Source organism: Actinoallomurus spadix (assembly GCF_024055725.1).
Taxonomy (GTDB): domain Bacteria; phylum Actinomycetota; class Actinomycetes; order Streptosporangiales; family Streptosporangiaceae; genus Actinoallomurus; species Actinoallomurus spadix.
The window spans coordinates 19658-41420 of the sequence record NZ_JAMXMX010000002.1; the positions used below are offsets into that span (position 1 = coordinate 19658).

The window sequence follows — 21763 nt, forward strand, 5'->3', positions numbered from 1 at the left end:
CCTAAGACGGCATGGCCCTGGCGTGTTCGGAGATGTCCTCGACGAACTCGCGTTCCTCTTCGCCGGCCGGCGTCACCGGCCTGCCCGCCCGCGCCAGCAGGACGAGGGAGGTGAGCAGCCACCCGTGCAGCTGGCTGCGGTACACGCGGTTGGTGGAGGTGAAGTACTCCTTGTAGGCCACCTCGACGAGGGCGCCGAACGCCTCCGGTTCGATCTCGAAGACGTCCTCGGCGATCGTCTTCACGCCGGTCGCCCGCCCTCCGCCCGCCGCCAGGCACTTCGTCATCCCGACGTACAGCCGGCCAGCCTCCGCGGACGGGGTCCAGACGGTCTCTTCCCCGACCCTGAACACGCAGCTCACCGTGACCCCTCCAACTCCGGAGCGCGATCGACCTCTGATCGTCAGCGGCCCCGTAGATGCCCGTTCGAGCGCCGAGCATGCGTGACCTGCAGGAGTCCTGCCCGGCCACCGGCGGCAGCGTCGGGCCCCCGAGGGAATCGCGACGCGAGGCGTCCGTCCAGTGTCCGCTTTGACCATTGACGTAACCGATGGTCCGATCAATAGTCGATCATGTCGTGCCCCCGCCCCGCTCCAGGCCGACGGAGCCCCGCCCGCCCGTCCATCCGCCGGTTCGCCCGGCTGCTGACGACCGCATCCCTCCTCACCGCCGCCGCGATCCCCGTATTCGCCGGAACGAGCGCGGCCGCCGCGTCCATCTGCGACAAGTACTGCGACGGCCGTGACCCGGCGCTGACCGCGGGCGACCGTACGCCCGTCCAGGCCACCATCTACTCGCGGCAGATCGTGCTGCACTTCGACGACGCCGATGCCATGGCCTGGGCGAGCATCGCCAACGGCAACCCGGCCGACGAGGTGTGGCTGGACCGGTCGTTCGACGGTGGGCGGAGCTGGAGCCAGGGCAGCAGGCTCGGCGACACCACCGTCCCGAGCGGCAACCGCGGCTGGCGGACGCTCATGTACAACGTCGACGACTGGAACAACCGGGGCGTCGGCGCCGTACGCGCCTGCGGCAAGGCCGGCGACCGCGCCGAGGTCGCCTGCACCGCCTGGGCCCGTACGACGTGGAACGCCGGCAGCCGGTCCACCGCCGCGGCGACCGCGCTGATGATGTACTACAACAACGGCACCGGCCTGTGGGACACCACCAACTGGTGGAACTCCGCCAACGCGCTGACCGCCGTCATCGACAACGTCCGGGTCAGCGGAATGGGCAGCTACCGGTACGCCATCGCGACCACGTACGACCACAACCTGTCCGCGCAGGGCGGGCAGTTCCGCAACGACTACATGGACGATACCGGCTGGTGGGGGCTGGCCTGGGTGGACGCGTACGATTTGACCGGTGACGGCCGGTACCTGACCACCGCCAGGGCCGACGCGGACTGGATGACCTCGTACGCCGACGGCACGTGCGGGGGCGGCGTCTGGTGGCGCACGCAGCGCGACTACAAGAACGCCATCACGAACGAGCTGTACCTGCAGCTGACCGCCGCCCTGCACAACCGCATCCCCGGCGACACCGCGTACCTGAACCGGGCGAAGAACGCGTGGTCGTGGTTCAAGGCCTCCGGCATGATCAACTCGGCGCATCTGATCAACGACGGCCTGACCACGTCGACGTGCAAGAACAACGGCCAGCCGGTCTACACCTACAACCAGGGCGTCATCCTGAACGGCCTCACCGAGCTGTACCGCGCCACCGGCGACGCCGGCGTGCTCAGCGACGCCCGGACGCTCGCGAACGCCTCCACGACCGACGCGGCCCTCAACCCGAACGGCGTCCTCGCCGACCCGGGCGAGCCGCAGTCCAACGGCGGCGCCGACGGCCCGTCGTTCAAGGGCGTGTACGCCCGCGGGCTGGCCGCGTTGAACAAGGCCCTCGGCGACCATCCGTACACCGCCTACCTGCACCGCCAGGCGGACTCGGCCTACGCCCACGACCGCAACCCACTGGACCAGTACGGCTACCACTGGGCCGGCCCGCTCGACTCGACCGACGCCGCCCGCCAGCAGAGCGCCCTGGACCTCATGAACGCCGCCGGGTGATCTCCGGTTGCCGAAAGGGTCAGTGATCCGGGAGGGGGCCGATCAGTTCGATGCCGTAGGTGGCGCCCAGCTCCCGCATGCGCTCCGGGGTCACCGCGTCCGCCTCGATGGCGCGGTGCACGTCGCGGAAGAAGCCCTCCGGCCCGCCGGGGACGATCATCGTCAGCCTGCGCCCGCCGGCCGGCCCGGCGCGCAGCCCGTGGACCAGCCCGCCGGGGACGAAGACGACCGCTCCGGTGGCGGCCGGCAGCCACTCGCCGGCCACGTGGAAGTCGTAGTGCCCGTCGAGGATGTACCAGAGTTCGGCGACGTCGTGCCGGTGCAGGGGCGTGGCGAAGCCGGGTGCGTCGACACCCTCGAGCAGCCCCATCCCGCCGCCGGTCGACTCCGCTGTCGCCTTGAGCCGCATGACGGAGCCCTCGGGTGCCGCCGCCGGCTCTCCCTCGCCCGCGGCCAGGACGTACGGGCGCGGCGGTCGATTCGTCGTTCCGTTGTCCTCATGTATCCGCAAAAAACGATCTTGACCTGGTCCGGCCGGTTTTGATCTTGGAGGTGAGGGCGGCGGCCGATGGTCACAGGTGTGCGGCGAGGGCCCGTGCTCCCCGGACGGCGAGGGCGACGCTGGTCAGAGTGGGGTTGCAGGCGTTGGCGGTGGGGATCAGGCCGTTCCCGGCGAGGACCAGGCCGCTCATGCCCCAGGGGCGGGAGTACGCGTCGCAGACGCTGGTGCCGTCATCGGCGGGGCCCATCCGGAACGTCCCCATGTAGTGCAGGGAACTGCCCGCCGGCATCACGTGCGGCATGCCCGGCAGGAAGTCCCCGAAGAGCGCCGCGACCCGGGTCGCGACGGACCGCGCCCGGCCCAGCTCCGCCTCCTCCCGTTCGGTGAGTCCATAGGCGATCCGGATGCCGGGCAGGCCGGCGTCGTCCGGTGCCTCGTCGTCGAAGATGACGCGGTCGGACGGCCGGGGCCACTTGCGCACGCCCCAGCCCATGCCGATGTACCCGGCCGGGTTGCCGGCCTGCGGGTGATCGGGCGGGAGCGGGACCGGGCAGACCGGGCTGAACATCAGCTGGGCGTGGAACGGGTGCTCCGCGTCGCTGTACCCGAGGTTGACGGCCGCGGTGATCGGGTCGACCCGCCGCGCCCGCGCCGGGGCGGGCAGGGCGCCGGGCCGTACCGCGACCACGCCGAAGAGCAGCGGATGCTCGGTGAGGTGGCGGCCCAGCGCGGCCGGGCGGATGCCCGAGGCCCACAGCAGTTGCGGGGTACGGAGCGCGTCGGCGGCGACGACCACGGCGTCCGCCTCGAATCGCTCGGTGACGCCGGTGTCCTGGTCCCGCAGGACGGCGCCGGTCACCCGGTCGCCCGACACCAGCAGCCGGGTGCACAGCGTCCGGGGGCGCAGGTGGAACCGATCCGGGCGGGGGAGGACGACGTCGGTGCCGCTCCATCGCAGCGTGCCGTCGGGGCGTGGGTCCGCCGCGATCGGCAGCCGCCGTACCGGGACGTCCGGGAACTCGCCGGCGAGCAGCCGGAGCACGGCTTCGGCCTGCGGCGATTCGGCGAAGGCGGAGCCGGTGGTGTGCAGCAGCCGTTCGGCGTCGGAGACGTGCTCCTCCCACTCGGCGGGGTCGATGAAGGGGATGCGCTCGGTGCCGGCCGGCCGTGGGGTGGCGCAGGTCCAGTGCGCGCCCTGCCCGCCCACGCAGGTGGCGACGGCGGCGGCGGGCATCCCGCCGGATCCTTCGGCCGGGTGCCCGATGAGATGCGTTCCGTGCCTGGCGGTGACGGTCCCTTCGGCGACGCTGCCGCCGGGGATGCCGGCCAGACCGGCCGCCCGCGCGGGCCCCTGGGACGCGTCGCGCGCGGCGGCCTGCAGGGCGGGGTCGGGGAGGTTCTTGACGTTCATGCCGGGCGGGTCGGTCAGGACCGGCCCGGCGTCCACCATGACCACCTCGACCGTGGGCAGCGCCTCGGTCAGCAGCCGGGCGTAGGCGGCGCCGGTGGGTCCGCTGCCGACGATGAGGACTCTGCTCACGGCGTCTCCTCCTCGGTACGGAGCCTGGCCCGCAGCGCCCGGGCGCTCATCACCCCGAGCGCGACGGCGGTCAGGGTCGGGTTGCACGCGGTGGCGGTCGGGATGACGTTGTTGCCGGCGACGTAGAGGTTGTCGGTGCCCCAGACCCGGCCGGTGGTGTCGCAGACGCTCGTCCCGTCGTCGGCCGGGCCCATCCGCGTGGTGCCCTGGTAGTGCAGGGAACTGCCGGCGGGCATGACGAAGGGCTCGTCGAGCGGCCGGCCGAGCGCCGCCGCGGCGGCCTTGATCTCGGCGATGGCCGCCGCGATGGCGGCGTGGTCGGCGGCGGTGAGGCGGTACTCGACGCGGATCGCCGGCAGGCCGTGTTCGTCGAGGTCGCCGTCGTCGAACCAGACCCGGTCGTCGGCGGAGAGCTCCTTGCGGCAGAACCAGCCGAGGCCGACGACCTGCCCGGCCCGTACGGTGACGTCCGGGCCGAGGGGCACGGGTGAGGCGTCGAGCTGCATGACCTGACCGTGGAACGGCCGGTCGGCGGCGTACGGCACCCAGGAGACGCCGGAGACGGGGACGATGGCCGTGCCGTCCGCCGGGGCGTCGGGGAGGTCGCGTTCGTTCACCAGCGCGGCGGCCATGACCTGCGGCTGGTCGTTGAGGTAGCGGCCCAGCGCGGGCGGGCGGACGCCGGAGGCCCACAGCAGCCGCGGGGTGCGCAGGGCGTCGCCGGCCACGACGACCGCCCGTGCCGTGACCCGCCGTACGGCGCCGGTGGCCAGGTCGACGACCTCGACGCCGGTGGCGCGGCGGTCGCCGTCGATGAGCACGCGCCGGGCCAGCGTGCCGGAGCGGAGGGTCACCCCGGGCCGCCGCCAGAGGTCGCCGGCGATGACGGCGGGCCCGGTCCAGTGTGGTGAACCGTCGGCGCCGATGGTGATCGCCATCGGCATGGGGCCGACCGGGCGGGTGCCGGGCCGGTCGAACCGCTCGCCGAGCAGCTTCTGCACCGTCGGGGTCAGCGGCGCCTGGTCGAAGGCGTGCGTGGTGACGTGCAGGAGCTCTTCGGCGCGGGTCAGGGCGTCGTCGAACGCGGCGGGGTCGAGGAAGCCGGGGATCTCGTCGTCGCCGGGGCGGGGGCACGCGCAGGTCCAGTGCGCGCCCATGCCGCCGACGTTGGTGGAGGTGGCGGCGTTCGGCATGGCGGGTGTGCCGACCAGGGCGGTGCCGGGACGCGGCGGGGTGGCGCCCGGCGGCGTGCGCGTCCCCGTCACGGCGGCCACGGCGGCGGCACGGGATGAGGGGTCCGCGATGTTCTTGACGTGCCCGCCGGGCTCGGGGCCGAGCACCGGGCCGGCCTCCAGGACGAGCAGCCGCAGCGCGGGGTCCCGGTCCGCGAGCTCCCGCGCGATGGCGGTGCCGACCGGGCCGGAGCCGACGATGACGACGTCGTGGTCGCTCATCGTGCCTCCAGGAGGGTCTTGCACATCCGCTGGTGGGCGGCGACCTGGTCGAAGGCGTCATGCCGGTCGGTGTAGGCGTGCGCCTCGTACTCGCTGGAGATGAAGCCGGTGTACTTCTGCTCCCGCAGTACGGCGAGCACGGCGGGGTAGTCGATCGACGGGTCCTGCCCGTCGGTGACGCCGTAGAACTTGCCGTGCACGTGGACGACGTGCGGGAAGAAGTCCGCCCACCGGTCCGGCCGCATCCGGCCGTGCATGGTGAGCAGCATCGTCAGATTGCCGATCTGGTCGGGCCGGGCGCCGAGGGCGGCCGCGCGCCGCTCGAGGTCGCCGAACTTGGCCATCGTCGGCCCGGGCTCGGCCCAGATCCGCGTGGCGAGCCCGGTCAGCTCCGGCGGGATGCCCGCGGCGCGGTGCGCGTCCGTCACCGCGCCGGGGATGGCGCGCATGCTGGCGCTGAAGTCCGGGATGAAGCCGAGCCACTCGGTGTCGAGGCGGGTGAAGAGCTCCTTGAGGGCGGCGACCGGCGGCGCGTCGAGGGTGAGCGGGCTGTGGATCTCCACGCCGATCCGGACGCGCAGTTCCTCGGCCAGCGGCAGCAGCCGGGTGAGGACGGCCGGTCCGCATTCGGCGCCGACGCGGACCACGGGGAAGCCCAGTGCGGCGGCGCCGCGCAGTTGTACGGCGAGGTAGTCGTGCGCCTCGTCGTCACTGAGCAGCCGTCCGGGGCGGAGCGCGAGGTCGAGGTTGATCGCCAGGCACGAGGGGGTCAGCCCGGCGTCGTCGAGCGCGCCGCGAACCGCCTGGGCGAGGGTCTCGTCCAGGCGCGGCCAGCCGCGCAGGCTCTGGAACGCGACCATCTCCAGGCCGGGGCCGAGGCCGCGGGCCCCGACCTCCCGGATCAGGCCGATCAGGTCCGTGCCGGGGCGGCGCTGTTCGAGGGTGAGGCTGAAGAGGGTGATGCCGAGACGGGGGAGCCCGGCGGCGGTGTCGGTCACGGTCGCCTCGCGGTGAGGGTGCGGTCGGCCCGGCTGGCGGACAGCAGCGGCCGCCGGTCGGGGCCGGTGAGGATGTAGGGGATGGACAGGCCCAGGTCGAGTTCGACGCGGTGCTCGCCCGCGGTGCCGGGGACGTGGAGGATCAGCGGGTCGGTGGTGAACCAGTACTCGCCGGTCAGGTCGGCGAGCTCGGCCCGGGTGCGGCGCACGCCGTTGACCGTGACGTCCGGGACCACCGGAGTGCCGTCCACGGTCACGTCGAGGCGGACGACGCACGACAGGGGCAGCGCGCGGTACCAGTGCGTGTGGACGGCGATGTCGAGGCCGTCGGGGGTGACGGTGACCGCGTCGTCGCGGAGCACCTGGTCGTCGAGGGGGCCCATCAGCGTCCTTCCCGCCGCGTGCTGAACGCGCTGTCGAAGGCGGCGTCCGGGGCGGTGAAGGAGAGCCCGCGGACGAACCGCAGCGCCTCGGGGGCACCGGTGAGGCGGTCCATGCCGGCGTCCTCCCATTCGATGGAGATCGGACCGGTGTAGCCGATGGCGTTGAGGGCGCGGAAGCAGCGTTCCCAGGGGACGTCCCCGTGGCCGGTGGAGACGAAGTCCCAGCCCCGGCGCGGGTCGGCCCAGGCCAGGTGGGAGCCGAGCCGGCCGTTGCGGCCGTTGCCGACGGCGAGCTTCACGTCCTTGCAGTCGACGTGGTAGATGCGGTCGGCGAACTCGAGGATGAAGTCGGCGGGATCGAGGTCCTGCCAGACGAAGTGGGACGGGTCCCAGTTGAGGCCGAACGCGGGGCGGTGGCCGATCGCGTCCAGGGCCCGGCGGGTGGTCCAGTAGTCGTACGCGATCTCGCTGGGGTGGACCTCGTGGGCGAAGCGCACGCCGACCTCGTCGAAGACGTCGAGGATCGGGTTCCAGCGGTCGGCGAAGTCCTGGTAGCCGCGGTCGATCACGGCCTGGGACACGGGCGGGAACATGGCCACGGTGTGCCAGATGGACGAGCCGGTGAAGCCGACGACGGTGTCCACGCCGAGGAGCGCGGCGGCCCGCGCGGTGTCCTTCATCCGCTCGGCGGCGCGCTCGCGGACGCCGGCCGGGTCGCCGTCGCCCCACACCTCGGACGGCAGGATGTCCTGGTGCCGTTCGTCGATCGGGTGGTCACAGACGGCCTGGCCCACCAGGTGATTGGAGATCGCGTACACGGAGAGGCCGTACTCGGCCAGCCGGGCGCGCCTGCGCTCGACGTAGTCCGGTTCGGCGAGGGCCCGGTCGACCTCGAAGTGGTCGCCCCAGCAGGCGAGCTCGAGTCCGTCGTAGCCCCACTCGGCGGCGAGGCGGCACACCTCGTCGAAGGGCAGGTCGGCCCACTGGCCGGTGAAGAGGGTGATGGGGCGGCTCATCCGGTGGCCTCCTTCTGGAGCATGCGGAGCAGGGCGTGCTGGCGGCGGACCTGGTCGCGGCCGCGGTACGGCTCGCGCCGGCCCTCGTACTCGCTGGACAGCCAGCCGTTCCAGCCGTGCCGTACCAGCGTGTCGACGATCGGCGCCCAGGGCACGTGCGGATCGGCGAGGGTGTCGTCGATCTCGAAGAACTTCGCCTGGATGAAGTGGACGTACGGCAGGACCTCGACGAGGTCGTCCATCGGCACGGCCAGGGGCTCCAGGAACGCCGGGCGTTTCTTCCCCTCGATGCCCTCGTGCCCGTCGTCGACCGGCGCGGTCTGGAAGATGCCGGTGTCGATCAGCAGTTTGAAGTGGCCGGTGCCGGTGCGCTCGATGAAGTCGAGGTACGCCTGGGTCACCGGGTGCCGGATCGGCGTCGGGCTGTGGATCTCCGGGCAGATCACGATGTCCAGCTCCTGGGCCAGGTCGAGGCTGCGTTCGACAGCCTCTCGCCAGATCGGGTGCGGGTCCAGGTCCGCGGAGACCACGCCGAACTTGGGGCGGATCGAGGTGAAGCCGAGCCGCGCGGCGAGCCGCAGGTCCAGGCGGATCTGCTCGGCGGCCTCGGTGGCGGTGAGGTCGCGGTCGCGCCACATCGCGGTGTCCACCCACGAGCCGTAGTTGGTCGCGGTGAGCCCGTGGTCGCCGAGCAGCCGGTGCCAGTGGTCGATCCACTCGGGAGACGGCGAGGGGTAGCCCGGGATGTTGCCCTCGCCGAGGATCTCGATGCCGGTGGCGCCGAGGTCGGCGATGTCGGCCATCGCGTCGTCGAGGGTCATGGAGGTGTACATGTCGCCGGAGTAGCTGTAGAGCGAGACGCCGTAGCGCAGGCCGCCGGCCGGGGCGTCTGGGACGATCACCCGCTTCGCGGTGGCGCGGAACACCGAGCGGGCGACGAACGGCGGGAAGTACGGCCGGCGCAGGTACACGGCGACCTCGACGTCGTGCACGCCGGGCGCCAGGCCGCCGGGCTCGGGCACGGTCACGGTGGCGGTCTCGTCGAGCTGCCACCGCACGCCGGTGCCCGCACGCAGTTCGTCGAGGGTGACGGTGCGGCCCCGCAGGGTGATCCGGGGGACGTCGTGTTCCCACTTCCGCCCGTCCACCACCACCTCGACGCCGTCGAGCAGGCTGCCCGCCACCCCGCGGTAGTTGGGGTTGCGCAGGCGGAGTTCGAAGCCGCCCGGCACGTTGCGGAAGCCGCGGTTCTGGATGATGTCGCGGTCGAGCACGTTCAGTCCTTTTCGACGGTCACGGAGAGGTAGGAGCGTTCGATGTCGGCGCGGTTGCGCCGCAGTTCGTCGCCGGTCCCGGCGAGGGCGACCCGGCCGCGCTGGAGGACGTAGCCGCGGTCGGCGACGTCGAGCACGAGGCGGACCTGCTGTTCGACGAGGAGCACCGCGCAGCCGGAGTCGGCGAGCTCGCGTACGGCCGCGAGGAGCCGGTGCACGACGATCGGCGCCAGGCCGAGTGACAGCTCGTCGGCGAGCAGCAGTTTCGGCCGGGCGGCGAGCACGCGGCCGAGGCCGAGCATCTGCTGCTCGCCTCCGGAGAGCAGCCCGGCGGGCCGGTCGAGCAGGCGTTCCAGCTCGGGGAAGGCGGCGAGGGCCAGGTCCATGGGGCCGCGGCCGAGGCGCAGGTTCTCCCGGGTGGTGAGACTGCGGAAGACCGACCGGTCGTCGGTGAGCAGCGCCAGGCCGCGTGCCGCGCGGTCGCGCAGGTCCTCGCGGGGGTCGGCGGTCCCGAGGACCTCGAGGTCGCCGCCGAGCGGGCGCAGCGCTCCGGCGGCGGTGAGCAGCGCGGTGGTCTTGCCGGCGCCGTTGGCGCCCATCAGCGCCACGATCTCCCCGGGGTGCACCTCCAGGTCGAGGTCGTGCACGACGGCGACGTCGCCGTATCCGGCCGTCAGGCCGGTGGTGCGCAGGGCCGCGGTCATGAGACCTCCTTCGTCGGCCTCATGACCGAGGTGCTGTGTCCGAGGTACGCCTCGACGACGCGCGGATCGGCGAGGACCTCGTCCGGGGTGCCGGCGGCGATCTGCCGGCCGAAGTCGAGGGCGATGGCCCGGTCGGAGACCCGCCGTACGAGCTCGACGTCGTGCTCGACGAGCAGCACCGCGATGCCCCAGTCGTCGGCCAGGTGCCGGATCAGGTCGCCGACCTCGGTGCGTTCGACCTCCGAGAGGCCGGCGGCGGGTTCGTCGAGCATCAGCACCTTCGGCGCGGCGGCGACGGCCCGGGCGATCGCGACCAGGTGGCGGGTGCCGTAGGCCAGTTCGGTGGGGAACCGGTGGAGGTGCTCGGCGAGCGTGAAGGTGTCGATGGCCGCGACCGTCGCGACGGTGATCCGCCCCCGGTCGGGCCGTACGAGGTCGATCAGGTAGGACGCCGCGTCGGTCGGGTCGCTCGCGCAGCGCAGGTTGTCCAGCACCGTCATGTCCTCCAGCAGTTCGAGCGACTGGAAGGAGCGGGTCAGGCCGGCCCGGGTCCGGCGGAACGCCGGGAGGCCGGAGAGCGGCGAGCCGTCGAGGAGCACGGTGCCGGTGGCGGGGACGAATCCGGAGAGGGCGTCCATCAGCGTGGTCTTGCCGGCGCCGTTCGGGCCGATCACGGCGACGACCTCGCCCGGCCGGATCTCGAAGGACAGGTCGTCCACGGCCACGACGCTGCCGAAGCGTACGGTCACGCCGCGTGCCTCGAGGCGGCCGCCCGACGGGTGGTGGTCCGTCCGCCGCGCCGCCGCGATCTGTGCGTCCACCGCCGCCGCACGCCGCCGGGCGAACGGCCGCGGCAGCCGGGCGCGCGGCGCCGCCGAACGTGGGCCCTTCTTGCGCTTGGGGTGGGCGATCACGTCGGCGATGCCGTTGGGTTGCACGATCACCTGGACGATCAGGCCGATGCCGAGGATCAGCACGAGGTACTGCGCGATGTCGAACAGCCAGGTGTTGGCGACCGCGGTGGCCAGCCCGCCGTTCTGGCCGACGCCGCCGAGCAGCGCGCCCGGGACGTACCCGATGCCGCCGATCACCGACTGGATCAGGCCGTTGACGGAGGTCAGCGGGTCGTACGAGGTGAAGGTGAGGGTCGGGTTGCGGAACGCGCCGAGCACGCCGCCGATCCCGGCGACCACACCGGCCAGCACGAACGCGTACAGCTTGGTGGAGGCGACGTCGACGCCGAGCGCCGCGGCGGCGCGTTCGTTGGTGCGCACCGCGAGCATCCGGCGGCCCACCCGGCCGCGCCGTACGTTCGCGACGACGAGCGCGAGCAGGACGAACACCAGGCCGCAGAGGATCGCGTAGCGGGCCGGGTAGACGATCGAGTCGACGTCGATGCCGAACACCGACTGGAAGCCGACCTGCAGGCCGCCGGCCCCGCCGTTGAGGTCGCTGTTGCGCAGGATGACGGCGTTGATCGCGACGCCGAAGCCGAGGGTGGCGATGGCGAGGCTGACGCCGCGGGCGCGCAGTGCGGGCAGGCCCACGGCGAGCGCGACGGGGATGGCCGCCAGGCCGCCCGCGACGATCGCCAGCGGGAACGGCAGGCCGGTGGCGGCGAGGAGCCGTCCGGCGATGATGGCGCCGACTCCGGCGATCGGCACCTGCGCGAGGGAGAGCTGGCCGGCGTAGCCGGTGACGACGACCTGGGACAGCAGGATGATCGAGGTGACGAGGGTGACCGTCAGGCCGTCGAGGAGCTGCACGCCGAGGAGGGTCTGCGCGGCCACGGCGACCACGGCCACCGCGACGAGCAGGCGGACCGGGTGCACCTTTCCGCTGCCGACCCGGGGCAGCCGTTCGTTCAGGTGGCTGCGCAGCGGCAGCGTGCGGCCCATCAGCATGAGCACCGCGATGATGACGAGGAACGGCACGGCGTCACCGACGCCGGGCAGGTCCAGGTAGTGCGCGCACACCGCCTGCAGGACGCCGAGCGTGATGCCGCCGAGTAGGGTGAGCGGGAACGACCGCAGGCCGCCGAGCATGGCGCTGGCCAGGGTCGGGATGATCAGCAGGGCGAAGCTGTTGGGCTGCAGCTGCAGGCTCGGTGCCAGGGCGATTCCGGCGACGCCCGCGAGGGCGCCGCCGAGCGCCCAGTTGAGGCCGCGGAGCCTGCCGACGCGCCAGGCGAGCGCGGCCAGCGACCGTGGGCTCTCGGCGACCGCCGAGGTGGCGAGGCCGAAGCGGGTGTGCTTGAACACGGCCCACAGGACGGCGGTCAGCGCGGCCGAGAAGACGAAGAGGATGAGCTGGTCGGCGCCGACCGAGACCGGCCCGGCGCGGACCGCCCCGGTCGGCAGGTACGGGTGGGGGATCTTCAGGGCGCTGCCGTACGTCAGGACGACGCCCTGCTGGAGGACGACGAACACGCCGAGGGTGGCGATCACCCGGGTCAGCGTCGAGGTGTCCGCGAGCGGGCGGATCACCACGGCGTACACGAGCCAGCCGAGGACGGCGGAGACGAGGATCCCGGCGGGGACGGCGATCAGGTGGCTGAGGCCGAGCGTGTCGGCGACGGAGTACATCACGTAGCCACCGGCCATCGCGACCGCGCCGTGGGCGAAGTTGATGACGCCGGAGCTGCGGAAGACGGCGACGACGCCCATCGCGCTGATCGCGTAGATGCCGCCGGTCGCGCAGCCGAGGGCGAACAACTGCAGGAACAGATTCATGACCTGGGCTCACTCCAGTGCGCCGGGGCCGGCCGTGGCCGGCCCCGATCGGATCACTTGATGTACTGGCCGATGTCGGTCGGCGTCTGGGAGCCGCTGCTGGTCCACTGGCCGTTCTTGACGACGCCGTACCAGACGCTGCTGTTGAACATCCGCGGGTACTGCCTGCTGCCGCGGGTCTTGGTGAAGTCGAGCGGGGGGAAGTTCATGACCTTGACGCCGCTCATCCCGCCGAGCTTCTTCAGCAGGCCCTTCGCGGTGACGTCGCCGAGGCCGGTCAGGCCCTGCTGGAGCAGCAGCGTCGACGCGTAGCCGATCAGCGAGAACTCGTTCGGCACCGCCTTGGCGCTGTAGCCCTTCAGGTCGGTCAGGAACTTCTGCATGGAGGGGTCGGAGCTGTTGGGCATCGGGGTGTCGGAGGCGCCCTTGATCCCTTCGGCGGTCTTGCCGAGCGCCGCGATGACCTGCGGCTGCAGGACGCCGGGCGAGGCGTACAGGGTGGCCTTGCTGCCGGCCTTGCGGACGGCGGCGAAGAACTTGGCCGCGTCGTTGCCGCCACCGCCGAAGGCGAGGCAGTCCGGGCGCTGCGCCAGCGCGTCGGCCACGGTCGGGGTCACGTCGGTGGTGCCGGAGGTGAACTTGATCGCGCCGTTGAAGGTCACGCCGGGCGCGCTGCCGAAGACGTCCTTGGCCTGGGCGTAGGTGACGTCGCTGCCGGCGTCGTTGGCGCCGACGAAGACGGGCTTCTTACAGCCGTCATGCACCATCTGGCTGAACGTGCCGACGTATCCGCCGACCGTTCCGATGGAGACGGGGAAGGACACCCTGCTCTGGTACTCGGCCGGGGTGCCCTGCAGGAAACCGACGTACGGCACGCTGCCGGCCTCCAGGACGGGCAGGGTCTGGCTCGGCGCGTACGGGTCGAACCCGCCGAGCACCGCGACCCACTTCTCTTGGACGGCCCGGCGGGCGCAGGTGGCGTCCCGGTTGGGGTCGCCGGCGTTGTCGCAGACCTTCAGCGTGATCTTCTTGCCGTTCACGCCGCCCGCGGCGTTGATCGCCTTGAGGCCGGCCTGGACGCCGTCCACCGACCAGGTGTTGACGAACGCGGCCGAGGTGGCGGCGCTGGTGGTGGCGAACATGCCGACGGTGATCGTGTCGCCGCCGCCCCCCGCGGCGCCCCCCTTGCAGGCGGCGAGGGACAGGCTCCCCGCGACCAGCACGGCGCCGAGCCGGAGTTTCGATGCCATCGATGGACCTCTCTCTAGTCGTTGACGTCGACCCAGGTGCCGGCTTCGGCGGACCGCAGCACCGCCGCGGTGAGCCGGGCCGCGCGCAATCCGTCGGTGAAGGTGGGCAGCCCGTCCGGCGTGGGGCCGGAGAGGGCGGCGTACGTGTCGGCCACGAACGCGTCGAAGCAGTCCTGGTAGCCCTGCGGGTGCCCGGCCGGCAGGACGTCGTAGCGGGTGGTGTCGCCGGCGGCGCGCAGGATCCGCTGGTCGGCGGTGCGGGCGCCGACCCAGAGCGTCTCCGGTGCCTCCTGGTCGAAGGCCAGGCTCTCGGCGGCGCCGTCCACGGAGAACCAGAGCCGGTTCTTGCGTCCCGGGCTGACCTGGCTGACCGTCAGGTTCCCCAGGGTGCCGTGGTCGGTCTCGAAGAGCAGGACGGCGGCGTCCTCGGTGCGTACGGGCCGGCCGCCGCGCGCCGGGACGGCCACGGTGGTGCGGGCCGCGAGCCGGATGATGCGGTGCCCGGTCACGAACTCGACCAGGTCGCACCAGTGCACCCCGATGTCCGCGAACGCCCGCGAGGGCCCGCCGGAGGCGGGGTCCACGCGCCAGTCGTCGTCGTGTTCGCCGGCCAGCCAGTCCTGGAGGTAGGAGCCGTGCAGCAGGCGCAGCGCGCCGGTGGTCCCGGCGGCGATCCGCGCCCGTGCCAGGCGCACGGTCGGGTAGAAGCGGTAGACGAACGGAACGGTCGCGGTCACTCCCGCGTCCGCGGCGAGCGCGGCCAGCTCGCGGGCCTCCTCGGCGCTGACGGCGAGGGGCTTCTCACAGACGACGTGCTTGCCGGCGGCGATCGCGGCGCGGACGAGCGGGCCGTGCGTCGCGTTCGGCGTGCAGACGTGGATCACGTCGACGTCGTCGGCGGCCAGCAGCGCCTCGGCCGTGTCGCCCGGGTGGGCGGCGCCGAGGCGTTCGGCGGCCGCGCGGGACGACGCGGGCGTCGATCCGGCGACCCGCGACAGGACCGCGCCGCTGCGGCGGATGGCCCGCGCGTGCACCGTTCCCATGAACCCGGCGCCGATGACGCCGGCTCGTACCACGTCGCCCACACGACCTCCTCTGTGAGCTGGACAACTCGTTGCGCCGATACTTCTTCCTGTTAACGGAAGAAGTCAACGGGGTTACGAGCAAAATGCGTAATGACAGGTATCGGAACCGCTGATGACGGCCGCGAGGTCGCCGGGCCGCCGGGCGAAGCGTTAAGGATCTTTTGTCGGCGGCCGGAAGAAGTTGTTAGGCTGACGGGGTGCCAAGCGATCGCATCAACGGACTCGCCGCCGTCCTGGACGCCGTGCGCACCGGCTCCCAAGTGACCCAGCCGATGCTCGTCGAGCGGGTCGGCCTCGGCCGCAGCGTGGTCGCCCAGCGCGTCGCCGAGCTGGAGAGCGCGGGCCTCATCGAGGGCGCCGGGCTCGGCCCGTCATCGGGCGGCCGCGCGCCCCGCCGGCTGCGGCTGCGCGCGGAGCGCGGTCAGGTCCTCGGCGTCGACATCGCCGCCACCGAGCTGGTCGTCGGGCTCGCCGACCTTGGCGGCACCCTGCTCGCCACCCGCCAGCACCCCATCGACGTCGCCGACGGGCCGGAGGCGGTCCTCTCCCTGGCGGAGCGGCTCGCCGACGAGCTGATCGGCGCTCACGCGGCGCCGATCTGGGCGGTCGGGGTCGGCGTGCCCGGTCCGGTGGAGTTCCGCAGCGGGCTGCCGGTGGTGCCGCCCATCATGCCCGGGTGGAACCGGTACCCGATCCGGGACCGTTTCTCCGCCCGCTACGGCGCCCCCGTGTGGGTCGACAACGACGTCAACGTGATGGCCCTGGGCGAGCTGCGCTCCGACCCCGAGGCGGTCGCGGCCGGGCACATGCTCTACGTCCGCGCCGGGGTCGGCATCGGCGCCGCGATCGTCATGGACGGCAGGCTCTACCGCGGCGCCAACGGCTCGGCCGGCGACATCGGCCACGTCGCCATCCCGGAGGGCGGCAACACCATCTGCCGGTGCGGCAACCTCGGCTGCCTGGAGGCGGTGGCCGGCGGGACCGCGCTCGCCCGGGAGGGCCGGATGCTCGCCGAGACCGGTCAGAGCCCGGCCCTGGCCGCCGCCCTCGCCGCGTCCGGCGCGATCCGCCCGATCGACGTCACCCAGGCGGCCACCCAGGGTGACCAGGCCGCCCGTGCGCTCCTGCAACGCACGTCGGCTCTGCTCGGCGGCACGCTGGCCACGCTGGTCAGCTTCTACAACCCCGCGCTGCTGGTGCTCGGCGGCGGCATCGTCCGCGCCAAGGAACACGTGCTCGCCACCATCCAGGAGGCCATCCACCGCAGGGCCCTGCCTCTCGCGACGCAGAACCTGCGGATCGACGTCGCGACCCTGCCCGAGGAGCTCTCCGGCGTCACCGGGGCCGTCCACCTTGCCCTGGACGAGGTCTTCTCTCCCGCCAACCTGGAGACCTGGCTCGCGGAAGGCTCACCCCGCGTGTCCGGCGCCGGAACGCACGCCGCCCGCTGACCCGCGGCGCGGCACGTCAGGTCGCGACCCGCCGTACGGCACGTCACGCTGTGGCCGTCAGCTCCCGGCCGGCCTCCACCAGGAGCTCGCGCAGCCAGGCGTGGGCGACGTCGCTGCGGTACATCGGATGCCACCAGAACGCCTCGGCGAGCGGCACCGCGTCGAAGGGGCATTCCAGGACCCGTACGCCGGCCGCGTCCGCGATCCGGCGGGCCAGCTGCTCCTGCAGCAGCGCCACCCGATCACTGCCCGCGATGAGGAACGGCATCTGCAGGAACCCGTCGACGACGAGCTCGGCCCTCGGCTCGACGCCGATCATGCGCAGCTGCTGCACCGCGGGAGCGAACGCCGTGGGCCGGTGGAACAGCATCACCCAGGGCAGCTCCTCCAGCTGCGCCAGGCTGAGCCGCGCCCCGACCGCCGCGTTGTCCCGCGCGACGACGCAGACCCAGCGATCCTCGTAGAGGTCGGTGTACGGCACGTCGGTGAGGAAACCGTGCGGCAGGATGACGCCGTCGATGGTGCGCAGCGTGTCCGCCGCGTGGTCGATCGCCTGCGGGTTGGTCTGCTGCATTCTCAGCCGGACCCCCGGCGCCCGCTCGGCCACCAGCCGCGCGACGATGGGCCCGAGCACCGCCGCCGCGTAGTCCGACGTCATGATCGTGAACTCGCGTTCGACCGTCGCCGGATCGAACGCGTTCCGGACGTCGAAGACCCGGCGTACGCCCTCCACGGCCGACGGCGTGCGGGCCGCCAACTGGACGGCCAGCGGGGTCAGGTCGTAGCGGCCGCTCACCCGATGCAGCAACTCGTCGTCGAAGTAGCGGCGCAACCGGGCCAGCGCGGTGCTGACCGTCGGCTGGCTGCACCCGAGCTGCTCCGCCGCCCGCGTGACGTTGCGCTCGCGCAGGAGGACGTCCAGCGTGACGAGGAGATTCAGATCAAGGTTCACCAGCAGACGATCGACCGCCATGACCAGCAAGCATAGGCAGCGATGATGGAGGCCATCAATACATTCGTCTTCCTGATGGCCCCGCTCGTCACTCCAGGCCGGCGCCGGCCGGGCGGGCGGCCGTCTCGAGGCTCCGGCCGGTGCTGTGCGGCCCGAGCACCGCGACGTCCAGGCACAGCAGCACCAGGATGACCGCCGACCCGGTGAAGACCACCCCCGCGCCGAGGTTCTCCAGCGCGTGCAGGGCGACGAACAGCAGGACCGCCGACGTGGCCCGGGACAGGGAGTAGGTGGCGGCGCGTCGACCACGGCCCGGCAGCGCTCGCCCCACCCGCCGACGCGTCAGCGGCAGACTGATTACCGATGAGGCGAAATAGGCAACGTTGCCGATATCTCGACGGCCTGCGGTGACGGTAGCATCGCTGGCCAGGCTGAGCCGCAACGAGTTGAGGTGGTCGAGTGTTCTCCGCCAGTCGAAAGTCGATCAAACGTTTCGGCATCACCGCCGGAGCAGCGGCACTGTTCCTGTCCCTCATCCCAGGACAAGCATTCGCAATCGACCAGGTATCATGCGACTCTTCTGATTACGTCCACGTCTGGTGGCACCTCGGATCGGAAGGGGGCGAGTCGTGCTTCGCGAATGCGGGACAACTCGACAACGCGTTCGGTGACAAGGTCCCCTGGGTCGACAAGGTGTCCACCGGCAATAACGTGGTGTATCTTCTCGATGAGAACGGAGAAACTCCCTTCATTCCGCGATACACCATTATTAGCTACCCCAACCGCCCGATCCATACGCGGGGCCTATTTATTCGTCCTGATTATCCCGAAGGTACGCCTATGGATCAGAAAACTGAAGACCCGTTCATCGCTCCCGAAAACGCGAAACCGTATATCGCTCCCGAAAACGCGAACTGGTGAGTGGATTCGTTCGGGTCAGGTAGCCTCGATCTTTCGTGAGGTCGGTGGGTCGCGTAGCGACCCACCGACCGTTGTTTTTCAGGGGGTGGGTCAGCGGTCGGGCCCGGCTGTCGCGTCGGGTGGGCGGGGTTCCACGAGCCCGGATGAGTGTCCTTCCTGGTGGTAGGGGTGGTCGGGATGCTTGTCAGGGTGCTGGCAGCATTTGCAGCCGCCTGATCGCTGCGGCGATCACGCCGGCCCACTGCCAGTGGTCGGGGAGACGGAGGCGCAGGCGTCTGCCGCCTTTGGCCAGGCGTCCGGCGGCGGAGAACAGGCGTAGCCGCAGTCGTTTGGGTTCCCACCTTCGGGCGGCGTGGTCGTCGAGGGCGAGGAGCTGCATCCAGGCGAGTAGGTCTGTGGCCAGGGCGACGAGTTCGAGCCAGAGCTGGTTTTGGGTGAAGCCGCGCAGCGGCAGGTTCCGTAGCCCGGTGTCCTTCCCGGCTCGGATCCGGTCCTCACAGCGGGCGCGTCGGCGGTGCCGTAGTTCCAGGTCGGCGAGCTGGCCGCGGCGACCGCCGGGCCGGGTGCCGGTGACAAAGCAGGTGAACCGGTGGCCGTCGATGTCGGTGAACCGCAGCTGGGCGCCGGGGTGGGGGCGTTCCTTGCGGACGATGACCCTCATGCCTTTGGGCCAGTCGCTGAGGTCCAGGAGGCCGATCAGCTCGATGCCGTACTCGGCCCCCAGCTCCCAGATCCGCTCCGGCGTCGCCGCCTCCGTCCCGCGGAAGAGCCTGGAGTCCCTGCTTCGCGAAGTCTGGAGTCCTACTCAGAGAGCCCGCAGTCCCTACTCGCACCTGCACCGTCCCGGGTTCGGCCAAGGCGCCGGCGCCCGGCTCGCCGAACTCGACGGCGACCACTTCGCCCACACCACCGACCCCGATTGTCCTACCGGAGCCATTCGATCTCGTGGTTATCGTGAGCGGGTGGCCCCCACCCCTTTGCACCGTGCCCTCACCGAACTCGGCCCGGACCTGCGCCCGCTTCCTCCACGTGCCGAGGGCCTGCTCCGCGAGCTGGACGCGCCCCCCAGACTCGCCGCCCACCTGCGCGCCGTCCACGACGTCGCCCACCAGCTCCTCGACCGGCTCGATCGAGATCACGGCGACCTGGCGGCCGACCGCGAGGCGGTCTTGTTCGGCGCGGCCTCGCACGACATCGGCAAGACGATTCACCGGCAGGAGCTGTCCGGCCCCGGATCGGCCCACGAGGAGGCCGGCCACCGCATCCTCCTCGACCACGGCGTCGAGGAACGCCTGGCCCGCTTCGCCCGGACGCACGCCTCCTGGACCGAACCGGGCATCACGATCGAGGACCTGCTCGTCAGCCTCGCCGACAAGATCTGGAAGGCCAAGCGCCTTCCCGACTTGGAGCAGAGAGCGGTCGCCTACCTGACGGAGGCGAGCGGGAAGGCGCCCTGGCAGGTGTTCCGCGACCTCGACGACCTTCTGACCGACATCGCCGCCGACGCCGACCACCGTCTCGCCTTCCAGTCCTCCTACCCGATCTCCTGAGCCGCTCTCCGCACCATCGATCCTCCGCGTCTTCGGCTCTGGACCGTCACCCGGGCGTGGTACTCGAACATCTCGCTTCTCTGGCGCTCCTGGTCCGCTACACCGCCCAGCGCACGCTCATCGGAGCGTACGCGCAGCCTCCGATCAGACTGCGACATTTCCGCGAAGCGCTCACCAAGCCTAGGGGCCTGTCGCAAGATGGGCGGCAGAGAATTCCCGGTGCGAGGGCCGGCCGCGTTCTCGTCGTGAGCGAGATGTGAAGCCGTAGCCGGCCGGTTCCGTTCGTCGATGTGAGAAGTGAGAAGGACAGGCGATGCTGAAGGCGGTCAGAATCCATCGGCGCACCGTCGTGATGCTCCCTTTCCTCGGCGTCTCCGCGGCGCTGCTCACTGGGTGTGCGCACGCGAAGGAGCCGTACGTGACCACCTGCCCGTCGCCGAGAGTGGTCTTCGTCATCGGGAGCAAGCGCATCGCAGCGAGCCACTGCAGCGACGAGTACATCACTCAGGCCACGGAGACCGTCCACGTCGGCCAGCGGATCAAAGTCGTCGCCCGCGCAGGCGAAGCGCTGCCTTCCAGCGATGACCAACGGGTGCTTCGTGAGGTCTCTCGAAGCAGTGACCGCAGGACCGCCGAGTACGAGGCGCTCCGGCCCGGCAGTGCCGGACTCGACATCCATTACGGTCCGCCGTGTCCCGACTCCGTAGGCACGGATCAGACCCCTTCACCTCGCTCCCCTGGCACGGACCTCTGCGTTCTGCTCCCCGTCCGGGTCGTCCCGGCGAATTAAAGGTGCCCCATCGACGTGATTCCGGTCGGTCTTAGGCGATAGGGCCGGCCGTCCGCATCTGGTCAGAGCGCAATTTCTGCCGATCTTGCGGACTAATGTGTTGAGCGCGCTTTTATCTTGCCTAGGGCGTGACGGGGTTCAGGCGAGGCGCCAGGCAGGCGCGAAATCCTATGCCGACGTACGAGGGGGATACATGCGGCCCACTAAATGGGGGATCGTGAGTGGAACGGCACTTTCGGTGGTCAGTCTGACGGCCGCGACTCCCGCACCGGCCTCAGGCGGGGCTGACAGCGCCGCTACGCGATGTCGGCAGATTCCGGTCATCGACACCTACCACACCGACTCGGCGGGAAGACGGTCGGCAGCGCCCTCTGCGAACTCATCGACGACGCGTGTCTACGAGGTCTATGGCGGCCCGATGTCGGTCACCGTGCCGCCCAAGGCATGGAATCCCGTCACCGCGTCGGACACGGAGATCCAGCGCTATGGGCTGTATCCCCGTCCGAAGTCACCGGCGCAACGCAGGATCTGGGAGGAGATGTACTCTCACGTGACGTCCTGGGTCGTCCCTGACATGTGCGCCACGAACGTCCACGCGGCCGCCCCGAAATACCCGACCGCGCACGCGCCCGTCTGGTCGGGAGCCGTGGCGAGGAAGGTGAAGAAGGCGCCGGCGTTCACAGGAGCCTCCTACATCTTCGACGAGCCGTCGTTCGACGGGGTCTGCAAGGGTGCGTCCTCCTACAACATCTGGTCCGGGCTCGGTGGGGTCAAGTACGGCCGCCTGATGCAGAACGGTGTGGACAACATTGCCGGCAAAGGGCCCAACGACGACTACGCCTGGTGGGAAGTGCTCAGCGACGACCCCAAGAAGAGCCTCCCCGAGATGAAGGTCAAGAACTTCAGTGTCAAAGCCGGTGACCGGGTGTTCGCCGGCACCAGCTACTACGCTCCGAAGAAGCAGGTCTCGTTCTCGTTCTACAACTACCGGACGCGCAAGGCGGTCACGCTAGGCCCTTAGGGAGCGATCAACACCCCTCAGGGGAGCTTCCTCTCCTCAATCTTCTACGACGGGAGCACCGCGGAGCAGATC

General features: G+C 71.4%; 20 protein-coding genes and 1 pseudogene. 6 read left to right on the forward strand and 15 right to left on the reverse strand.

Features of this window, described 5'->3' with window-relative positions; genetic code table 11:
• Position 1 precedes the first annotated feature (1 nt).
• Positions 2–361 (reverse strand): DUF6086 family protein, encoded by a 360-nt coding sequence (locus NE235_RS02230; protein ID WP_252798967.1) that lies wholly within the window; start codon positions 359–361, stop codon positions 2–4.
• A 210-nt stretch (positions 362–571) separates the two neighbouring features.
• Here NE235_RS02230 and NE235_RS02235 point away from each other — a divergent pair, with 210 nt between their 5' ends.
• Complete coding sequence (locus NE235_RS02235; RefSeq protein WP_252798968.1) at positions 572–2068, forward strand: glycoside hydrolase family 76 protein; 1497 nt, start codon at positions 572–574, stop codon at positions 2066–2068.
• Positions 2069–2087: 19 nt separating this feature from the next.
• Here NE235_RS02235 and NE235_RS02240 read toward each other — a convergent pair whose 3' ends face one another.
• The 11 genes from NE235_RS02240 to NE235_RS02290 all read right to left on the reverse strand — a co-directional run bounded on the left by NE235_RS02240 (position 2088) and on the right by NE235_RS02290 (position 15006).
• A complete protein-coding gene (locus tag NE235_RS02240; RefSeq protein WP_252798969.1) occupies positions 2088–2579 on the reverse strand; it encodes a cupin domain-containing protein in 492 nt (163 codons plus the stop codon).
• A 61-nt stretch (positions 2580–2640) separates the two neighbouring features.
• On the reverse strand, positions 2641–4110 hold the full coding sequence (locus NE235_RS02245; protein WP_308206003.1) for a GMC oxidoreductase: 1470 nt from the start codon (positions 4108–4110) through the stop codon (positions 2641–2643).
• On the reverse strand, positions 4107–5564 hold the full coding sequence (locus tag NE235_RS02250) for a GMC oxidoreductase (protein WP_252798970.1): 1458 nt from the start codon (positions 5562–5564) through the stop codon (positions 4107–4109). The genes NE235_RS02245 and NE235_RS02250 overlap by 4 nt, the downstream gene beginning before the upstream one ends.
• Positions 5561–6562 (reverse strand): sugar phosphate isomerase/epimerase family protein, encoded by a 1002-nt coding sequence (locus NE235_RS02255; protein WP_252798971.1) that lies wholly within the window; start codon positions 6560–6562, stop codon positions 5561–5563. Before NE235_RS02255 ends, NE235_RS02250 begins: the two co-directional genes overlap by 4 nt.
• Positions 6559–6945 carry a C-glycoside deglycosidase beta subunit domain-containing protein gene (locus tag NE235_RS02260; protein ID WP_252798972.1) on the reverse strand — a complete coding sequence of 129 codons (387 nt, stop codon included), beginning with the start codon at positions 6943–6945 and terminating at the stop codon, positions 6559–6561. Before NE235_RS02260 ends, NE235_RS02255 begins: the two co-directional genes overlap by 4 nt.
• On the reverse strand, positions 6945–7961 hold the full coding sequence (locus NE235_RS02265; RefSeq protein WP_252798973.1) for a sugar phosphate isomerase/epimerase family protein: 1017 nt from the start codon (positions 7959–7961) through the stop codon (positions 6945–6947). Before NE235_RS02265 ends, NE235_RS02260 begins: the two co-directional genes overlap by 1 nt.
• On the reverse strand, positions 7958–9235 hold the full coding sequence (locus tag NE235_RS02270; protein WP_252798974.1) for a C-glycoside deglycosidase beta subunit domain-containing protein: 1278 nt from the start codon (positions 9233–9235) through the stop codon (positions 7958–7960). The genes NE235_RS02265 and NE235_RS02270 overlap by 4 nt, the downstream gene beginning before the upstream one ends.
• A gap of 2 nt (positions 9236–9237) precedes the next feature.
• The gene (locus NE235_RS02275) at positions 9238–9939 is read right to left on the reverse strand and encodes an ABC transporter ATP-binding protein (protein ID WP_252798975.1); all 702 of its coding nucleotides are present in this window, start codon (positions 9937–9939) and stop codon (positions 9238–9240) included.
• Positions 9936–12671, reverse strand: a complete 2736-nt coding sequence (locus tag NE235_RS02280; protein WP_252798976.1) for a branched-chain amino acid ABC transporter permease/ATP-binding protein — start codon at positions 12669–12671, stop codon at positions 9936–9938. Before NE235_RS02280 ends, NE235_RS02275 begins: the two co-directional genes overlap by 4 nt.
• A gap of 53 nt (positions 12672–12724) precedes the next feature.
• Entirely contained in the window at positions 12725–13921 is a 1197-nt protein-coding gene (locus NE235_RS02285; RefSeq protein WP_252798977.1) for an ABC transporter substrate-binding protein, read from the reverse strand.
• Between the two features lie 14 nt (positions 13922–13935).
• Positions 13936–15006 (reverse strand): Gfo/Idh/MocA family protein, encoded by a 1071-nt coding sequence (locus NE235_RS02290; protein WP_308206004.1) that lies wholly within the window; start codon positions 15004–15006, stop codon positions 13936–13938.
• 197 nt (positions 15007–15203) lie between these two features.
• On the opposite strand from NE235_RS02290, the gene NE235_RS02295 reads away from it, so the two are divergent.
• Positions 15204–16457: an ROK family transcriptional regulator gene (locus NE235_RS02295; protein WP_252798978.1), complete on the forward strand. Its 1254-nt coding sequence runs from the start codon at positions 15204–15206 to the stop codon at positions 16455–16457.
• 43 nt (positions 16458–16500) lie between these two features.
• Here the strand turns inward: NE235_RS02295 and NE235_RS02300 are convergent, their stop codons facing one another.
• Positions 16501–17430 (reverse strand): LysR family transcriptional regulator, encoded by a 930-nt coding sequence (locus NE235_RS02300; protein WP_252798979.1) that lies wholly within the window; start codon positions 17428–17430, stop codon positions 16501–16503.
• Between the two features lie 67 nt (positions 17431–17497).
• Positions 17498–17740 (reverse strand): hypothetical protein, encoded by a 243-nt coding sequence (locus NE235_RS02305; protein WP_252798980.1) that lies wholly within the window; start codon positions 17738–17740, stop codon positions 17498–17500.
• Positions 17741–17868: 128 nt separating this feature from the next.
• Here NE235_RS02305 and NE235_RS02310 point away from each other — a divergent pair, with 128 nt between their 5' ends.
• Positions 17869–18330, forward strand: a complete 462-nt coding sequence (locus tag NE235_RS02310) for a beta/gamma crystallin domain-containing protein (RefSeq protein ID WP_252798981.1) — start codon at positions 17869–17871, stop codon at positions 18328–18330.
• 184 nt (positions 18331–18514) lie between these two features.
• Here the strand turns inward: NE235_RS02310 and NE235_RS02315 are convergent.
• Positions 18515–19033: pseudogene (locus tag NE235_RS02315) on the reverse strand (transposase); the annotation flags it as partial.
• A gap of 259 nt (positions 19034–19292) precedes the next feature.
• Here NE235_RS02315 and NE235_RS02320 point away from each other — a divergent pair.
• The 3 genes from NE235_RS02320 (at position 19293) to NE235_RS02330 (ending at position 21691) form a co-directional block, all read left to right on the forward strand.
• Positions 19293–19880: an HD domain-containing protein gene (locus tag NE235_RS02320; RefSeq protein WP_252798982.1), complete on the forward strand. Its 588-nt coding sequence runs from the start codon at positions 19293–19295 to the stop codon at positions 19878–19880.
• A 313-nt stretch (positions 19881–20193) separates the two neighbouring features.
• A complete protein-coding gene (locus NE235_RS02325; protein ID WP_252798983.1) occupies positions 20194–20670 on the forward strand; it encodes a hypothetical protein in 477 nt (158 codons plus the stop codon).
• Between the two features lie 418 nt (positions 20671–21088).
• Positions 21089–21691: a G1 family glutamic endopeptidase gene (locus tag NE235_RS02330; RefSeq protein WP_252798984.1), complete on the forward strand. Its 603-nt coding sequence runs from the start codon at positions 21089–21091 to the stop codon at positions 21689–21691.
• Positions 21692–21763: the final 72 nt, after the last annotated feature.

Excerpts from the sequence above, each read along its gene's own strand:
- NE235_RS02280 (WP_252798976.1), bottom strand. The coding sequence starts at position 12,671 with ATGAATCTGTTCCTGCAGTTGTTCGCCCTCGGCTGCGCGACCGGCGGC.
- NE235_RS02235 (WP_252798968.1), top strand. The coding sequence starts at position 572 with ATGTCGTGCCCCCGCCCCGCTCCAGGCCGACGGAGCCCCGCCCGCCCG.
- NE235_RS02330 (WP_252798984.1), top strand. The coding sequence starts at position 21,089 with ATGTCGGTCACCGTGCCGCCCAAGGCATGGAATCCCGTCACCGCGTCG.
- NE235_RS02260 (WP_252798972.1), bottom strand. The coding sequence starts at position 6,945 with ATGGGCCCCCTCGACGACCAGGTGCTCCGCGACGACGCGGTCACCGTC.
- NE235_RS02325 (WP_252798983.1), top strand. The coding sequence starts at position 20,194 with ATGCTGAAGGCGGTCAGAATCCATCGGCGCACCGTCGTGATGCTCCCT.
- NE235_RS02285 (WP_252798977.1), bottom strand. The coding sequence starts at position 13,921 with ATGGCATCGAAACTCCGGCTCGGCGCCGTGCTGGTCGCGGGGAGCCTG.
- NE235_RS02275 (WP_252798975.1), bottom strand. The coding sequence starts at position 9,939 with ATGACCGCGGCCCTGCGCACCACCGGCCTGACGGCCGGATACGGCGAC.
- NE235_RS02250 (WP_252798970.1), bottom strand. The coding sequence starts at position 5,564 with ATGAGCGACCACGACGTCGTCATCGTCGGCTCCGGCCCGGTCGGCACC.
- NE235_RS02300 (WP_252798979.1), bottom strand. The coding sequence starts at position 17,430 with ATGGCGGTCGATCGTCTGCTGGTGAACCTTGATCTGAATCTCCTCGTC.
- NE235_RS02265 (WP_252798973.1), bottom strand. The coding sequence starts at position 7,961 with ATGAGCCGCCCCATCACCCTCTTCACCGGCCAGTGGGCCGACCTGCCC.